We start from the raw sequence: 14,864 nt of genomic DNA, 5'->3' as shown, positions 1-14,864 counted from the left end.
GAGAATGGAGTTGAGAAGCATTCTTGTAGCCGCTGCCGAAGGCTGCGATAAGGTCCGGAGGACCTTTTGAGGGCCTCAAGAGCACGCCTCCTGCGGAGAGCGGCTACAGGCAGCGGTTATTGGACGACGGGAGGATTCAGCGTTGCGCCAGGCTGCCCAGGCATTGGGTGTTGCTGCCCGGTTGCAGGTACGGCGTGAGGATCGGCGCCATGCCCTTGAGCACCTGGACCGGCAAGGCCGAGGTGAATTTGAAGCCTTGGGCCGAGGCGCCCGGTACATAGGCGGTCAGGGTGCCGAAGTGGTGTTCGCCGATATAGAACACGAAGGTGGCGGTGCGGTTGATGGATTTCGAACTGAGAATCCGTCCGCCGGAACCGACGGCCTCGATGCGGTTGTCGCCGGTGCCGGTCTTGCCGCCCATGGCCAGCGGGGTGCCGTCGGCCAGCTTGAAGCTGCCGGAGAGGCGCTTGGCGGTACCGGCATCCACCACTTGCGACAAGGCGCCGCGCAGCGCGGTGGCCACTTGCGAAGGCATCACCCGCTTGCCCTCGGCCGGGTCGTTGACCAGCTTGGTTTCATAAGGCGTATCGGCGGCGAAATGCAGGCTGTCGATGCGCAGGGTCGGCATGCGCACGCCGTCGTTGAGGATGGTGCCGACCAGTTCGGCCAGCGCCGCGGGGCGGTCGCCGGAGCTGCCGATGGCGGTCGCCAGCGAGGGCACCAGATGGTCGAAGGGGTAGCCGACTTTCTGCCAGCGCTGGTGAATGTCGAGGAACGCCTCGATCTCCAGCATGGTGCGGATACGGCTGTCGCGCGCGCTCTTGTGCCGGCTCTTGAACAGCCAGCTGTAGACCTCCTGGCGCTCGAATTCGCTGGCTTTGACGATCTCGCTGAACTTGGCGTCGGGGTTGTTCAGCAGGTAGCCGAGCAGCCACAGGTCCAGCGGGTGCACCTTGGCGATATAGCCCTGGTCGGGCAGGTCGTAGGAGCCGGGGCCGTAGCTGTAATAGAGCTTGTCCAGGCGTTCGTCGGTGAGTTTTTCCGTGAGCTTGGCGCCCTTGAGGTGCGAGCGAATGAAACTGTTGAAACTCTCCTGGCTGGCTTCCGGCAGCAGGTAGCGGTGCACGGCGGCCAGGCGGATCGGCGTCGGGTGCATGCTGTCGAGGAAGGTGTCCAGGCGCGCCTGGGTGTCCTTGTTGCGGTACTTCTTCCAGAACCGCAGGAGGAAGGAAGTGCCCTCGCGGTCGGCGAACTTGGCCAGGTATTCCTGGCGCCGCGGGTCGCCGTCATCCTTGAGCAGGTTGGCGCTGTTGCTCGGGCCGGCGTAGGTGCTGTAGCGCACCAGGTCGCGCATCAGACGGATGAAGGGCAGGTTGATGGACTCGCGCAGGGCGTCGCGCAGGGTCGGCATGCGGCCGTTGTCTTCCTTGCGGAAGTTATGAAAGGTGTGCAGCCCGCCGCCGGTGAAAAAGCTCTCGCCGGGGCTGGCCGAATATTTGCGGTCCAGGGCCGCCTCGAGCATTTTCGGCAGGCTGCGATCGTTGTTCTGGATCAGGTAGTCCACGGCCCAGCGGCTCAGGCGATCCTGTTCGGCGATCTCGACTTTCTTCAGCACCGCCGGGGTTTCGGCGCCGTACTGCTCGTACAGTTCGGCAATGATCTGCAGGTAGGTGGTCAGGACCCGCAGCTTGGCGGTGGAGCCCAGCTCCAGCTTGCTGCCTTCGTTGATGTCGAAGGGCTGGTCGGTGCTATCGGTCTGGACCCGCACCCGCGAACCGTCCGGCGTCAGTTCGAGCAGGGTGAAGCTGTAGCGCACCTGGGTGGTGCTGGTCGGCGTCAGCAGGCGTTCGCCGAGCAGGCCGATCTCGCCGGCGAACACCGGGTCGGCCAGGTGCTTGAGGTACTCGGTGGCCTGGCGTTGCAGGTCGCTTTGCAGGGTACTGGTGGCCGACAGATCGAGGCGGTCGAGGTCGTACAGCGGCCGGTTGAGCAGGCCGGCCAGGCGGCTGCGGGCGACGCTGATGCCCTTGTTGGTCTCGATCGGCTGGATCGTCGGTTCCTGCACCCAGTCGCGGAAGGTGGCCTTGCTGGCCAGGGCGGCGGCCGACAGCGGCGTATCGATCACACCGTTCTGGGTCAGCAGGCGGATATGGCTGTCGGTGAGTTCGGCCAGTTCCCGGCGGCCCTTGGACAGGTAATGCGAAGGCCGGCGCTGGGCGATCATCAACGACAGCACCTGGCGCAGGGCCAGGCCACGTTGCGCCAGGCTCTGCGGATCGCTGGCGGTGCTCGCCAGCTGCTCGTTGACCTGGGCGAAGTCGGCGCCATACCAGACCCGCAGCCCTTCGGCCATGCCGTGCACTTCACCGTGGCCGGGCACCGCCGACAGCGGCACGCTGTTGAGGTAGTCGCGGATGATGCGTCGCCGCGCCTCGAGGGTCTGCTGGCCGCCCTGGTAGGCGCGCACGCTGGCGGAAATCATCTGCCGGAGCTTTTCCGCGCCGGACACGGTCAAGCCGTCTGGCGAGTGCCGGTACTTTTCCAGTTGGGTCGCCAGGGTGCTGCCGCCCGCCGTCTGCCCGGGCAGGTGCAGGAGCTTGGCCACCTGTGACCAGGCAGCCTTGCCGAAGCGCGGCCAGTCCACCGCCGGGTTGGCCAGGGGCTGGTCGGGGTCGAGCAATTCGCGGTTCTCGATGAACAACAGGCTGCGCACCATCACCGGCGGGATGGCGGCAAAGTTCGAGTAGAGCTGTTGCGGGTACTTGAATTGATAGAGCGGCGCCGCGCGGCAATCGGTGATCGACAGCCCGGCCTGAATCTTCTCGGTATAGGGTACGAAGAAGCCGTTTTCGCTGTAGTTCATCAAGGCGGGGGAGAAGCGGGTCTGGGCCTCCACCACGTAACCGCGCTTGAGCAGGCGCGCGAGGAAATCATCCAGGGCGCTGTAGCCCAGGCGTTTGTCGAAGGGGCCGGCGCCGGGGTAGACGATGGCATCGCTGGGCCCGGGCGCCATGGCGTAGTTCAGGTCCGCGGCGAACTTGCTGAGTTCGCGCGCCTGCAGTTTCGAGGTGCGCATTTCCTTGGACGCGGCAAAGCCGAGGGCGACCAGCGCCATCAGCAGCAATAGCCAGAACAGCCGCCACCAAAGCCGGCTGGAATGGGACTTTTCAGGGATAGGCGCTTCTTCCACGCGATCAGTTGGCACTACATTTTTACTCGAATCGGTCTGTCGCAAAGCACCCATAGTCGACTGATCCATTCACGCAAATTGATCGGACTTGTCTGAAGCTTAGACGGTGGTGGGCAATGGTGAAAAATTTGTGATCGACCTGAAAGCATTCACCTCCCCCTGTAGGAGCGAGCTTGCTCGCGATAAACCCGAGGGCGCCGCGATGCTTCGGATACACCGCGTCATCGTTGACGACCATCGCGAGCAAGCTCGCTCCTACAGGGGGGGCGAGGCGAAAGAAGCCTGAGATAGAGCCATCACGACCGGTAAATAGGTCCTAGGTAGGGGCATGACGCTGCACCATGGCTGTGCAATACTCGGCGCCGTTCAAAAATGACAAACGGCAAAAAATCCAGGTAATGCCACTCCGCAAAACCCGAAGATACCGAGATTTCTCTCTGAATTTAGCTGTTTATAGAGTGAAAAAGCCTGCCGTCAGCTTTTTATACTGCACGCCCCACTGATCTTGCAGGATTTGTCCTACAAGACGTGTCGGCCCACAAGGTCGATCCGATCTGGCAGGTACGGGTTATCCGTCCGTGCCTTACAGACTCGGTGGCTCACATCCAATAACAAGATGAGGTTGTACCCTATGCCAGTTGGCAACCACCTGCCCCAAGGCGAGACCGCTCAAGGCGGCCCGCTGAAACGCGAACTCGGCGAACGGCATATTCGCTTGATGGCGCTCGGCGCCTGTATCGGTGTCGGCCTGTTCCTCGGTTCGGCCAAGGCCATTGAAATGGCCGGTCCGGCCATCATGCTGTCCTACATCCTCGGCGGCCTGGCGATTCTGGTGATCATGCGCGCCCTCGGCGAGATGGCCGTGCATAACCCGGTCGCGGGTTCCTTCAGCCGTTACGCGCAAGACTACCTGGGCCCGCTGGCGGGCTTCCTCACCGGCTGGAACTACTGGTTCCTGTGGCTGGTGACCTGCGTCGCGGAAATCACCGCGGTGGCGGTGTACATGGGCATCTGGTTCCCCGATGTGCCGCGCTGGATCTGGGCCCTGGCGGCCCTGGTGAGCATGGGCTCGATCAACCTGATCGCGGTCAAGGCCTTCGGTGAGTTCGAGTTCTGGTTCGCCCTGATCAAGATCGTCACCATCATCGCCATGGTCATCGGTGGCATCGGCATCATCGCCTTCGGTTTCGGCAATGACGGCGTGGCGCTGGGCATTTCCAACCTGTGGACCCACGGCGGTTTCATGCCCAACGGCGTGACCGGTGTGCTGATGTCGCTGCAGATGGTGATGTTCGCCTACCTGGGCGTAGAGATGATCGGCCTCACCGCCGGTGAAGCGAAGAACCCGCAGAAGACCATTCCCAACGCCATCGGCTCGGTGTTCTGGCGCATCCTGCTGTTCTATGTGGGCGCGCTGTTCGTGATCCTGTCGATCTACCCCTGGAACGAAATCGGCACCCAGGGCAGCCCGTTCGTGATGACCTTCGAGCGCCTGGGCATCAAGACCGCCGCCGGCATCATCAACTTCGTGGTGATCACCGCCGCGCTGTCGTCCTGCAACGGCGGCATCTTCAGCACCGGGCGCATGCTCTACAGCCTGGCGCAGAATGGCCAGGCCCCGGCTGGTTTCGCCAAGACCTCGAACAACGGCGTACCGCGTCGCGCGTTGCTGCTGTCGATCTTCGCCTTGCTGCTGGGTGTGCTGCTCAACTACCTGGTGCCGGAGAAGGTGTTCGTCTGGGTGACCTCCATCGCCACCTTCGGCGCGATCTGGACCTGGGTGATGATCCTCCTGGCCCAGCTCAAGTTCCGCAAAGGCCTGAGCGCCTCGGAACGTGCCGGCCTGAAATACCGCATGTGGCTGTACCCGATCAGTTCCTACCTGGCCCTGGCGTTCCTGGTGCTGGTGGTGGGGCTGATGGCCTACTTCCCGGACACCCGCGTGGCGCTGTATGTGGGCCCGGCGTTCCTGGTGCTGCTGACGGTGCTGTTCTACCTGTTCAAGCTGCAACCGAACAATGCCCAGCAGGGTGCGGTGCGTTCGGCGTCGTAACCCCATCAGGCGATAACACAAAAAGCCCCGGTCAGTGACCGGGGCTTTTTTATGCGGGCGATATTGCTGCGGTTCCAGGTTTTAGTGTTGTGACCCTCCGTTCACCGCAACTCGATCGCCGGTGCGCGGTCAGCTCCCCAACAGCCCGGTGGTGTCCGCATCGAACGCCGCTTTCGCTCGCTGGGCGGCGGGCGCCAGCAAGGCCAGCAGCGCGGCCTCGCTGTACAGCTTGGTGCTCGCCAGGTGCTTGGGCGTCGGCTCGATCGGGATCAGCACGTCTTCGTCGCTGGCGTGCAGCCAGATCGCCACCACCTGCAGCGCCGAGACAAACAACACCCGCAGCTCGAAGGTCCGGCCTTTGAGGTGCGGCGCCTGTTCCGCCAGGTTCAGCGCGTTGACCGTGGCCGACGCCAGGGCGCCGTGGTTCAGGGACGAGAACTCGACCTGGCCAGCGATCTCGGCCAGTTGGGCGTCGGCAATCGACACCCCGTCGCTGAACACCAGGTAATGCCAGTCCCCCAGCGTCGCCTGTTGCAGGCCTTTGCCTTGGGCCAGGTCTTCCAGGCTCAGCGAGTAGCCGCGGTAGGGCTCGGACAGGCTCACTTTACTGGCGGTGGCCTGGGCGAACTGGCGGTTGACGCCGAAACCTTTGCTCTGCAGGGCGGCCTGGAGAGCCGGGCGCAGTACCTGAGCGCCGTTGGCAGGTGCCTTGGGATAAGTCAGTTGCATGCTGCCCTCCTTAGTTTTTCCGAGTGAAGTAGGTGGTGGTCCAGTTGCCGCCGCCGTTGTACGAACGGGGGAAGGTGTTCAGGGCGCGGGTCGAATAACCGTAGATGGAATCCGCAATCAGCAGGTAGCTGCCGTTGGTGCCATAGATCGCCAGGAAGTGCGCGCCGCCGCCAAACCAGGCACAGCGCAGGCCGACGGGGCGTCCCATGTTGATCTGGTTGTCGATGGCCGACAGTTGGATCGAACCCTGGCTCATGCCACCAAAGCTGCGGGTGGTTTGCAGGGCCGAGTCCAGGTAGCCGTACACGTTGCACGGCCCCGGCTGGTTGCAGCAGGTATTGCGCCCCAGTTGTGCGTTGGCGACCCCGCATTGGGTCCAGGAACCGGTGCGGTAATAGTTGCCGACCGAGGCCGACAGCGCGGCCCAGCACCAGTTGGTCTGGGTTTGCTGCTGAATGCTGAAGTTGAGGCTGGCGGCCAGGGCGGCGTGTTCCGCGCTGTCGTCGACTTCGCTCAGTCCGGCATCGAGCAGGGTGCCGACCAGGCACTGTGGCAGTGCTTGCGCAGGACCTGTGCGGGTAAAGGGTGTGTCTTCAAGGGTTAACATTTTCATCCTCCATGAGTGAAAACAAGCGTCCAGCTTGTGTCGTTGTTGCGTATTGCGATGAAGCGGTTTTCTGAGGCCCGTGACCGGCCTGCGGGGTTCGCCATCCTCGATGGCCTGCTCCGGTCGGGCTCAGGGGTAACCTTAGTCGTAATATGCATTTGTGCAAATTAAATTATGCATTGATGCAATTTGTTGCGGGCAAGCAGCCAGGCGAGGAGAGGCCAGGGAGGCGGCTTGCACGACAACGGCCCATGCCGGCCGGCTTGGATGCCGCACGTCTGAAAGAGCGCTGGATCAGCGATTTCGCCAATCGATGGGCAGAAAAACCTGCCATACAAGTTGAGCGATATTCAACGCGGGAGAGTCACCCATGAGACTCTTATGGAAGGGAATCTCCAGATACACGGTGATCGGCATCGCCAACACCTTTATCCACTGGCTGGTGTTCTTCTTGCTGAGCCTGGTGGCGGGCCTCAGCCAGGCGCTCAGCAACCTGGCGGCCTTTTGCGTCGCGGCGTCGTTTTCTTTCTATATGAACGCGCGCTTCACCTTCGCCGCCAGGAGGTCAGTCGGCGGTTATCTGCTGTTCCTGGGCGGCATGGGCGCGCTGAGCCTGGGTGTCGGGCATGCCGGGGATGTGTGGCGGCTGCCCGGCTTGCTGACGGTGCTGGTGTTTTCCGCCCTGAGCCTGGTGGCGGGGTTTCTGTTCGCCAAGTACCTGGTGTTCCGCGAGTGTGAGCCATGAAGATCTCGCTGATCGTTCCGGTCTTCAATGAAGAGCAGGCCATCGGCCTGTTCTACCAGGCGGTGCGTCGCGAGTTGCGCTTCGAGCAGGGCGAAGTCGAGATCGTGTTTATCAACGACGGCAGTTCCGACCGCACGGCCGAGGAGGTCAAGGCCCTGGCGCAGGTGGACGAGCAGGTGCTGTTGATCAATTTTTCGCGCAATTTCGGCAAGGAGCCGGCGTTGTTCGCCGGGCTGGAACACGCCACTGGCGATGCAGTGATTCCCATGGACGTCGACCTGCAGGACCCGATCAGCGTCATCCCGCGGCTGATCGAGGAGTGGCAGAAGGGCGCCGATGTGGTGCTCGCCAAACGCCGCGGGCGCGCCGCCGACAGTTACCTGAGGCGCTGCAGCGCGGCGCTGTTCTACCACCTGCTGAACCGGATCGCCTACACCCGGATCGAGGAAAACGTCGGCGACTTCCGGCTGATGGATCGCAAGGTGGTCGATGTGATTCGCACCCTGCCCGAGCACCAGCTGTTCATGAAGGGCGTGCTGTCGTGGGCCGGCTTCACCACGGTGGTGGTGGAGTACGAGCGCGCCGGGCGGGTGGCGGGCAACAGCAAGTTCAATGGCTGGAAGCTGTGGAACCTGGCGCTGGAAGGCATCACCTCGTTCAGCACCGTGCCGTTGCGATTGTGGACCTACGTCGGTGGCGGCATCTCGATTTTCGCCGTGCTCTACGCGGTGTACATGGTCCTGGACAAGATCTTCTTCGGCAACAGCGTGCCCGGCTACCCTTCGTTGATGACCGCCATTCTGTTTCTCGGCGGCGTGCAGTTGATCGGCATCGGCATTCTCGGCGAGTACGTCGGGCGTATCTATATCGAGGCCAAGCATCGGCCGCGCTACGTGATCAAGGACGTCATCGGCGGCAAAGACCGCCTGGGGCTCTAGCATGGACAGAATGGGCAGCTTGCTCAGCGGGGAACTCGGACGCCGCCAGGTCTGGCTGTTTTTTCTGTTCGCCACCATGTTGTATGTGCTGCCGCTGATCCTCGCCGACTTTCCCTATATCGATGACAACTGGCGTTCGCTGTCGGCCGGCACCGCCTGGACGGAGCAGGGGCGGCTGTTTACCGAACTGTTCTACAACGCCCTGACCTTCAGCGGCGCTGCGCCGAACATCTTTCCCTTGCCGCTGCTGATCGCCACGCTCGCCATGGCCTCGGCATTGACCCGCCTGACTTTCCATTACTACCCGCAACCGACGGCGGCCTGCTGCATGGTGCTGTTGCCGCTCTGGTACAACCCGTTCTTTCTGCAGAACCTGTCGTATCAGTACGACGGCCCGGCCATGGCCTTGAGCCTGGTGGCGGTGATCTTCGCCATCACCTATCGCAACCCGTACCGCGTGCTGCAATGGCTGGTGCCGGCCTTGCTGGTCGCGCTGGCCATCGGGCTGTATCAGATCAGCATCAACGTGTTCCTGGGCCTGTGCTGCCTGGAGGTGATCCGCGGCGCCAATGACAAGACTGCCTGGCCGCGCTGGTGGGAAATGATCGGCTGGAAGATCGCCCAGGCGGCCCTGGGCTGGATGATCTATTGCGTCACCGCCTACCCCTTCATGGATCAGACCCGCACCTTGCTGTTGAACTGGTCGGCGCAGCCCTTGCTGCAATTGCAGGTCAACATTGGCAGGGTGCTGGAAAAAGTCGTGCTGCTGTTTCACGGCGGGTTCGCCTGGGTGTTCGCCGCGCTGGCGCTGTGTGCCCTTGCCGGTTGCGTGCGGCTGGGGATGAACCTGTTCAAGCGGCCGGACAGCGGCCTGAAAAAGGTCGTGATGGCGCTGGTCTGCCTGCTGGCATTGCCGCTGGTGATTGTGCTGGTGTCGGGGATCGCGCTGTTTTTCCGCGACTTCAATGAAGGCGCCCGGACCTTGATGGGCTTCGCGCTGCTGTTGGTGTTGCTGTTCTATCTGAGCCACCTGGCGTTGGCGGCGCTCCATGAGCGCTTGCCGCTGCTGCTGATGGTGCCGCTGCTGGCGATGTTGTCGCTGTCGTTCGCCTATGGCCGGGTGCTGACAGTGCAGAAAACCCTGGCGGCCAGCGCGCTGTCGAGCCTTGAGCGCGACATCACCAGCCACCCACAGTTGCGCGAGGCCAAGCGCATCTATATGTCGGTGACCTATTCCGATCACTGGCTGCTGGCGGCCGCGGGCTCGTTCAAGCAGATGCCGGTGCTGCACTACCTGCTGAATATCGACTTCTTCATGCTGGCGGAGAACCTGCCCAAGGTGGGCATTGCCAACGTGGTCGCGGAAAGGGAGCGGCGCAATGCGACCCTGGCCGGTTACCAGGGCTATCCACCGCTGGTGGACAGCCGCTATTACCGGATCTACCTGCTGGGGGACTACGGTTTTATCGTCATGAAGGAACCGGCGCCGATCAAGACGCTGCATTGGTGAGCGCCAGTCAGGCTAGATATCGATAATCACCAGGGTGCCGTGGCTGCCGGGCAGCACCGCATGAGGCAGCCCGGCTTCGACCAGGTACATCTGGCCTGCGTTCACCCTCACCTCACTGCCGGCAATGCCCAGGCGCAGGCAGCCATGGGTCACCAGCAGGGCTTCGTTGTAGTCGTGGCTTTCTTCGGCGTGGGCCTGTTGGTCCATGCGCAGCACCTTGATGCGCGCCGGCCCGACCTGGCCCACCACGGAGGACTTCCAACTGGTGGGCAACTGGCTGGACAGCGAATCGAATGACAGCAATGGCATGTGGAACTCCCAAAAGTCAGGGGTGCTGCGGTCTGCTTTCGGTGGTCCGGTCAAGCATCATGGGGGCGTTTTTTCAGAACTCGTCCATCAGCAGCACACGGCATTCCCTGGCCTGGAAGGCGTTGATCTGCGGCACCAGGCGGGTGAAGTGCTCGGTCTGGCAATGGGCCTTGAGCGCCGCGCGGTCTGGCCATTGCTCGATAAAGATGAAGTGCCCCGGGTCTTGCTGGTCGACGAACAGGTCGTAGGCGATGCAGTCCGGTTCCTGGCGGGTTTTCTCCACCAGTTCGGCGTACCAGGGGCGCACGGTGTCGAGGTGTTCGGGTTTGATGAAGTCTTCGGCGATGACTTTGAGCACGGGTTTGCGTCCTTTGCCTATCGATGAATAACACCCCGCCACGCGGGCGGGGCGTCGAGGGTGGCTGCTCAGGCCGCGGCTTCGCTGTTGGGCTCGAAGCTGTCGGCGCGCGCCAGCTGCCACATGCGTGAATAGAACTCGCCGGTGACCGCGCCGGTGAGCAGTTCGCCGGGCTTGAGGAACACATGCAGCTGCGAGAACAGCTTGATCTCGGTGGCCGACATGCGTCGCACCAGGTGCCTGGCTTCCAGTTGCGACGGGTGATTCAAGCCCGCGGCGGCAAGCATTTCGGCCAGGGCCTTGAGGGTGTTGCGGTGGAAACTGAACACTCGTTGCGCCTTGTCCGGCACCACCAGCGCGCGCTGGCGCAGGTTGTCCTGGGTGGCGACGCCGGTCGGGCATTTGTTGGTGTGGCAGCTTTGCGACTGGATGCAGCCGATGGCGAACATGAAGCCGCGCGCCGAGTTGGCCCAGTCGGCGCCGATGGCCAGCACGCTGGCGATGTCGAAGGCGCTGACAATCTTGCCGCTGGCGCCGAGCTTGATCTTGTCGCGCAGGTTCAAGCCCACCAGGGTGTTGTGCACGAACAGCAGGCCTTCGCGCATCGGCGCGCCGATGTGGTCGGTGAATTCCACCGGTGCCGCGCCGGTGCCGCCTTCCTTGCCGTCGACCACGATGAAGTCGGGGAGGATGCCGGTTTCCAGCATGGCCTTGGCAATGCCCATGAACTCCCACGGGTGGCCGAGGCAGAACTTGAAGCCAACGGGCTTGCCGCCGGACAGCTCACGCAACTGCTGGATGAAATGCATCATCTCGATCGGCGTGGAAAAGGCGCTGTGGCTCGATGGCGAGATGCAGTCCTCGCCCATGCGGATGCCACGAGTGTCGGCGATTTCCTGGGTCACCTTGTGCTTGGGCAGGATGCCGCCGTGGCCGGGCTTGGCGCCCTGGCTCATCTTGATTTCGATCATCCGCACCTGCGGGTTCTGCGCCTGCTGGGCAAAACGCTCCGGGTCGAAACGGCCGTCGCTGGTACGGCAACCGAAATAGCCGCTGCCCAGCTCCCAGGTCAGGTCGCCACCGTTTTCCCGGTGATAGGGGCTGATGCTGCCTTCGCCGGTGTCATGGGCGAAGTTGCCGAGCTTGGCGCCCTGGTTGAGGGCGCGGATGGCGTTGGCGCTGAGGGAGCCGAAGCTCATGGCCGAGATGTTGAACACCGAGGCCGAGTAGGGTTGCTTGCACTGCGGGCCGCCGACCGTGACGCGGAAGGTGCTCGGGTCGCTCAGGGGAGCCGGGCGCATGGAGTGGCCGATGAATTCGAAACCCGACTGGTAGACGTCGATCAGGGTACCGAACGGCTTGTCGGCGCTTTCGTTCTTGGCCCGCGAATAGACCAGCGAGCGCTGGGCCCGGGAGAAGGGCAGGGCGTCGCTGTCGGACTCCAGCAGGTACTGGCGGATTTCCGGGCGGATACCTTCCACCAGATAGCGGATATTGCCCAGGATCGGGTAGTTGCGGCGCACCGCGTGAGGGCTTTGCAGCAGGTCGAAAATGCCCAGCAGGCTGAGCAGGAAGGTGACCAGGGTGAATGGCCAGAGCCAGTCATGTTCGAGAAAGGGCAAGCTGGCGAGGGTGAAAATCACGCAGGCAGCAAAGAAGGCGTAGCGGCTCAGGAGGGACAGGCTCATACGGTTTCCTTGGTTCGGACTCTATAGATTTCGTTTTTGGGTACTCATTCTTCTTGTGTGGCCAACGATCTTGTTGTTGTAGAGAACGGCCGTGGCGCAGCAGCTGTGCGCACATGGCAGCTTCAGGCGTCAGGCATTCTGCGCCTGGAGAAAAATCCAAAACAGCTCGGACCGGGACTTGATGCCCAGCTTGTCGTAGATGTGTTTCTTATGGACTTTCACGGTTTCGGCAGAGGTTTGCAGCTTACGAGCGATCTCCTTGCTGGAGCAACCGCTGAGCATCAAGTGCCCGACCTCTCCAGTTCGCGGGCGGTCAATTGCATGCACTTGAGGCGTTGCAGCGAATCTTCCAGGCGATTGCGCCAGTTGCCCCGGCATTCGGCGAACACCCGCGTGGCTGTTCGTTGAGCGCTTTGGGCAAGCGTGAGCGCCTGGAGCCGGGCGTTGCCGAGGGCGATTGACAGCTTTCATTATTGCAACTGGTTCTCGTTTCCATAATTGAATAATGTTACTGTATAACGCAATTTAGCCTTAGCTATCCCCTGGAGACTCCCATGAAAGCCAATATCCATCCTGCCTACCGCACCGTGCTGTTCCATGACACCGCCGCCGACGTGTACTTCCTGATCGGTTCCACCGTGGACACCGACCGCACCCAGCGCCACAGCGATGGCAACACTTACCCCTATGTCGCCCTCGACGTCTCCAGCGCCTCGCATCCGGTCTACACCGGCCAGCAGCGCAAGACCCAGTCCGAAGGGCGGATCGCCGGCTTCAACAAGCGTTTCGCGTCGTTCGGTTCGTCCGGCAAGACCGGTAACGCTTGAGGGCCTCGGCCCTTGCCGCGTACCCGCTCGTTCCTGCATCGCTGTAGGAGCGGGCGGCATCCTCTTTTCTATTCCCCTCTCTATTCCGGGCTGTCCATGGAAGGCCTGGGTGGCCAGCGCTTCGTCCCGCCGCCCGAGGCGCCGGGTGTATGGAAAAAACAGCGGCCGACTGTGTCGTGACGACGACTCGCCAGTCATGGGATCCTTGCCGCCTCGCGTAACCGATCCAGGTTTTTCATGACTCTTTCAAGCGCCACATCCCCCCTTATCCGTATCGCCGCGGCCCTGTTGATCGGCCCCGACGGCCGTACCCTGCTGGTGCGCAAGCGCGGCACCCAGGCCTTCATGCAGCCAGGCGGCAAGATCGAGCCGAGCGAGTTGCCGGCCCAGGCCCTGGCCCGTGAACTGGAAGAGGAACTCGGGTTGCGTATCGACCCGGCCGATGCCCGTTACCTGGGACGTTTTTGCGCACCGGCGGCCAACGAGCCGGGTTTTGTGGTCGAGGCCGAATTGTTTCGCCTCGATCTGGACACCGACGAGGTCCGGCCCGCGGCGGAAATCGAGGAGGTCTGCTGGATCGATCCGGAGGCTGGCGACGAGCTCACCCTGGCCCCATTGACACGCGACCTGATCTTGCCGTTCTATCGCGCCTCGCAACTGGCCTCGGCCTGATTTTTCAAGGACAAAGGATTGCCCATCATGATTCCCCTTCACGACATGTTGATCTTCATCGCCGCAGCCTTGCTGATGGTGCTGACCCCCGGCCCCAACATGATCTACCTGATTTCCCGTTCGATCTGCCAGGGCCGCCGGGCAGGCGTGACCTCGCTGGTCGGCGTGGTGGCCGGTTTCTTCGTCCACCTGTTCGCCGCGGCGATCGGCCTGACCGCGGTCTTCATGGCGGTGCCGGTGGCCTATGAAGTGCTCAAGTGGGTCGGCGCCCTGTACCTGATGTGGCTGGCCTGGCAGGCCCTGAAGCCGGGCGCGCGTTCGCCGTTCGAGGCGCAGCAGCTGCCGCCGGACTCGTCGCGCAAGCTGATCCTGATGGGTTTTCTCACCAGCGCCCTGAACCCGAAGATCGCGGTGTTCTACCTGTCGGTCTTTCCCCAGTTCATCAGCCCGGAACACGGTTCGGTGTTCACTCAGAGCATCATCCTCGGCCTGACCCAGATCAGCGTGAGCTTCAGCGTCAACCTGCTGATCGCGCTGTTCGCTTCGGGAATCGCCGCCTGGTTCGTGCACAACCCGCTGTGGCTGGCGACCCAGCGTTATTTCATGGGCTTCGTGCTGGCCGGGCTGGCGGTGCGTCTGCTGCTGGAACAACGCCAGACGGCCTGATCCTTTTATTCACCCGCGAGCCCGGGGCCTCGACCAACCATGTCCATCCAGCACCTCGATGCCAGTCACGCCGCCGCCTACCGCGCGCTGATGCTCGAAGCCTATGAACGGCACCCGCAGGCTTTTACCTCCAGCGTCGCCGAACGCGCGGCGATGCCCCTGAGTTGGTGGGAGTCGCGGCTGAGCAGCCCACTGGACCTGCTGCTGGGGGCCTTTGAGGGGGGCGAGCTGGTGGGCATTGTCGGGCTGGCGTTCGAGGTCCGGGAAAAAGCCCGGCACAAGGCCACGCTGTTCGGCCTGTATGTGGCGCAGCCTTATCGCCACGGCGGCCTGGGCTACCGGCTGGTCCAGGCGCTGCTGCGGGAGGCACGCCAACGCCCCGGGGTGCGGCTGGTGCAACTGACCGTCACCGCTGGCAACGACGCAGCCCTGGCGCTGTACCAGCGCTGCGGTTTCGTCCAGTTCGGCCTGGAGCCACTGGCGGTGCGGGTGGGCGTCGAGTACTTCGACAAGCTTCACCTGTGGCGTGAAGTCGTCTCCCCTCTCTGAATTTCCCCCACTCCTCCAGGCTG

The 14,864-nt window shown here is 62.8% G+C and carries 14 protein-coding genes and 1 pseudogene; 8 read left to right on the top strand and 7 right to left on the bottom strand.

Translation table 11 applies throughout. The features are described from left to right. Nucleotides 1-136: 136 nt before the first annotated feature. A complete protein-coding gene (locus tag PVZ78_RS18130) occupies nucleotides 137-3,244 on the bottom strand; it encodes a transglycosylase domain-containing protein (RefSeq protein ID WP_273829020.1) in 3,108 nt (1,035 codons plus the stop codon). A 577-nt stretch (nucleotides 3,245-3,821) separates the two neighbouring features. Between PVZ78_RS18130 and PVZ78_RS18125 the strand changes: the two genes are divergently transcribed. Further along, entirely contained in the window at nucleotides 3,822-5,243 is a 1,422-nt protein-coding gene (locus tag PVZ78_RS18125) for an amino acid permease (RefSeq protein WP_038634833.1), read from the top strand. A gap of 129 nt (nucleotides 5,244-5,372) precedes the next feature. On the opposite strand, the gene PVZ78_RS18120 is transcribed toward PVZ78_RS18125, so the two are convergent. Both PVZ78_RS18120 and PVZ78_RS18115 read right to left on the bottom strand, forming a co-directional pair. Beyond that, on the bottom strand, nucleotides 5,373-5,972 hold the full coding sequence (locus PVZ78_RS18120) for a hypothetical protein (RefSeq protein WP_009050597.1): 600 nt from the start codon (nucleotides 5,970-5,972) through the stop codon (nucleotides 5,373-5,375). Nucleotides 5,973-5,982: 10 nt separating this feature from the next. Next, nucleotides 5,983-6,579 (bottom strand): papain-like cysteine protease family protein, encoded by a 597-nt coding sequence (locus PVZ78_RS18115; protein WP_009050596.1) that lies wholly within the window; start codon nucleotides 6,577-6,579, stop codon nucleotides 5,983-5,985. A gap of 370 nt (nucleotides 6,580-6,949) precedes the next feature. Between PVZ78_RS18115 and PVZ78_RS18110 the strand changes: the two genes are divergently transcribed. Genes PVZ78_RS18110 through PVZ78_RS18100 form a run of 3 tightly spaced genes read left to right on the top strand, consistent with a single transcriptional unit; the run spans nucleotide 6,950 to nucleotide 9,772 of the window. Further along, nucleotides 6,950-7,324 carry a GtrA family protein gene (locus PVZ78_RS18110; RefSeq protein WP_038634831.1) on the top strand — a complete coding sequence of 125 codons (375 nt, stop codon included), beginning with the start codon at nucleotides 6,950-6,952 and terminating at the stop codon, nucleotides 7,322-7,324. Next, entirely contained in the window at nucleotides 7,321-8,262 is a 942-nt protein-coding gene (locus PVZ78_RS18105; protein WP_009050594.1) for a glycosyltransferase family 2 protein, read from the top strand. The genes PVZ78_RS18110 and PVZ78_RS18105 overlap by 4 nt, the downstream gene beginning before the upstream one ends. Nucleotide 8,263: 1 nt before the next feature. Then, on the top strand, nucleotides 8,264-9,772 hold the full coding sequence (locus PVZ78_RS18100; RefSeq protein WP_028683292.1) for a glucosyltransferase domain-containing protein: 1,509 nt from the start codon (nucleotides 8,264-8,266) through the stop codon (nucleotides 9,770-9,772). 12 nt (nucleotides 9,773-9,784) lie between these two features. On the opposite strand, the gene PVZ78_RS18095 is transcribed toward PVZ78_RS18100, so the two are convergent. The 4 genes and pseudogenes from PVZ78_RS18095 to PVZ78_RS18080 form a co-directional block, all read right to left on the bottom strand. Continuing rightward, a complete protein-coding gene (locus tag PVZ78_RS18095; RefSeq protein WP_016703458.1) occupies nucleotides 9,785-10,081 on the bottom strand; it encodes a cupin domain-containing protein in 297 nt (98 codons plus the stop codon). 73 nt (nucleotides 10,082-10,154) lie between these two features. Continuing rightward, nucleotides 10,155-10,439 (bottom strand): putative quinol monooxygenase, encoded by a 285-nt coding sequence (locus tag PVZ78_RS18090; RefSeq protein ID WP_028683291.1) that lies wholly within the window; start codon nucleotides 10,437-10,439, stop codon nucleotides 10,155-10,157. A 68-nt stretch (nucleotides 10,440-10,507) separates the two neighbouring features. Continuing rightward, complete coding sequence (locus PVZ78_RS18085; RefSeq protein ID WP_028683290.1) at nucleotides 10,508-12,127, bottom strand: FMN-binding glutamate synthase family protein; 1,620 nt, start codon at nucleotides 12,125-12,127, stop codon at nucleotides 10,508-10,510. Nucleotides 12,128-12,256: 129 nt separating this feature from the next. Further along, nucleotides 12,257-12,447: pseudogene (locus tag PVZ78_RS18080) on the bottom strand (response regulator transcription factor); the annotation flags it as partial. Nucleotides 12,448-12,681: 234 nt separating this feature from the next. Here PVZ78_RS18080 and PVZ78_RS18075 point away from each other — a divergent pair. From PVZ78_RS18075 to PVZ78_RS18060, 4 genes are all read left to right on the top strand, one after another. After that, entirely contained in the window at nucleotides 12,682-12,954 is a 273-nt protein-coding gene (locus tag PVZ78_RS18075; RefSeq protein WP_016703453.1) for a type B 50S ribosomal protein L31, read from the top strand. A gap of 237 nt (nucleotides 12,955-13,191) precedes the next feature. Then, nucleotides 13,192-13,626: an NUDIX hydrolase gene (locus tag PVZ78_RS18070; RefSeq protein ID WP_016703452.1), complete on the top strand. Its 435-nt coding sequence runs from the start codon at nucleotides 13,192-13,194 to the stop codon at nucleotides 13,624-13,626. A 27-nt stretch (nucleotides 13,627-13,653) separates the two neighbouring features. Next, on the top strand, nucleotides 13,654-14,292 hold the full coding sequence (locus PVZ78_RS18065; RefSeq protein WP_009050586.1) for a LysE family translocator: 639 nt from the start codon (nucleotides 13,654-13,656) through the stop codon (nucleotides 14,290-14,292). Nucleotides 14,293-14,331: 39 nt separating this feature from the next. Next, complete coding sequence (locus PVZ78_RS18060) at nucleotides 14,332-14,841, top strand: GNAT family N-acetyltransferase (protein WP_016703451.1); 510 nt, start codon at nucleotides 14,332-14,334, stop codon at nucleotides 14,839-14,841. Nucleotides 14,842-14,864: the final 23 nt, after the last annotated feature.

Origin of the sequence: Pseudomonas sp. SBT1-2 (genome assembly GCF_028640875.1) — a bacterium.
Classification (GTDB): Bacteria; Pseudomonadota; Gammaproteobacteria; order Pseudomonadales; family Pseudomonadaceae; genus Aquipseudomonas; species Aquipseudomonas chlororaphis_I.
This window is presented reverse-complemented; position numbering and strand designations above follow the sequence as displayed.

Coding starts and splice junctions, on each gene's coding strand:
- PVZ78_RS18130 (WP_273829020.1), bottom strand. CDS start 3,244: ATGGGTGCTTTGCGACAGACCGATTCGAGTAAAAATGTAGTGCCAACT.
- PVZ78_RS18125 (WP_038634833.1), top strand. CDS start 3,822: ATGCCAGTTGGCAACCACCTGCCCCAAGGCGAGACCGCTCAAGGCGGC.
- PVZ78_RS18120 (WP_009050597.1), bottom strand. CDS start 5,972: ATGCAACTGACTTATCCCAAGGCACCTGCCAACGGCGCTCAGGTACTG.
- PVZ78_RS18115 (WP_009050596.1), bottom strand. CDS start 6,579: ATGTTAACCCTTGAAGACACACCCTTTACCCGCACAGGTCCTGCGCAA.
- PVZ78_RS18110 (WP_038634831.1), top strand. CDS start 6,950: ATGAGACTCTTATGGAAGGGAATCTCCAGATACACGGTGATCGGCATC.
- PVZ78_RS18105 (WP_009050594.1), top strand. CDS start 7,321: ATGAAGATCTCGCTGATCGTTCCGGTCTTCAATGAAGAGCAGGCCATC.
- PVZ78_RS18100 (WP_028683292.1), top strand. CDS start 8,264: ATGGACAGAATGGGCAGCTTGCTCAGCGGGGAACTCGGACGCCGCCAG.
- PVZ78_RS18095 (WP_016703458.1), bottom strand. CDS start 10,081: ATGCCATTGCTGTCATTCGATTCGCTGTCCAGCCAGTTGCCCACCAGT.
- PVZ78_RS18085 (WP_028683290.1), bottom strand. CDS start 12,127: ATGAGCCTGTCCCTCCTGAGCCGCTACGCCTTCTTTGCTGCCTGCGTG.
- PVZ78_RS18075 (WP_016703453.1), top strand. CDS start 12,682: ATGAAAGCCAATATCCATCCTGCCTACCGCACCGTGCTGTTCCATGAC.
- PVZ78_RS18070 (WP_016703452.1), top strand. CDS start 13,192: ATGACTCTTTCAAGCGCCACATCCCCCCTTATCCGTATCGCCGCGGCC.
- PVZ78_RS18065 (WP_009050586.1), top strand. CDS start 13,654: ATGATTCCCCTTCACGACATGTTGATCTTCATCGCCGCAGCCTTGCTG.
- PVZ78_RS18060 (WP_016703451.1), top strand. CDS start 14,332: ATGTCCATCCAGCACCTCGATGCCAGTCACGCCGCCGCCTACCGCGCG.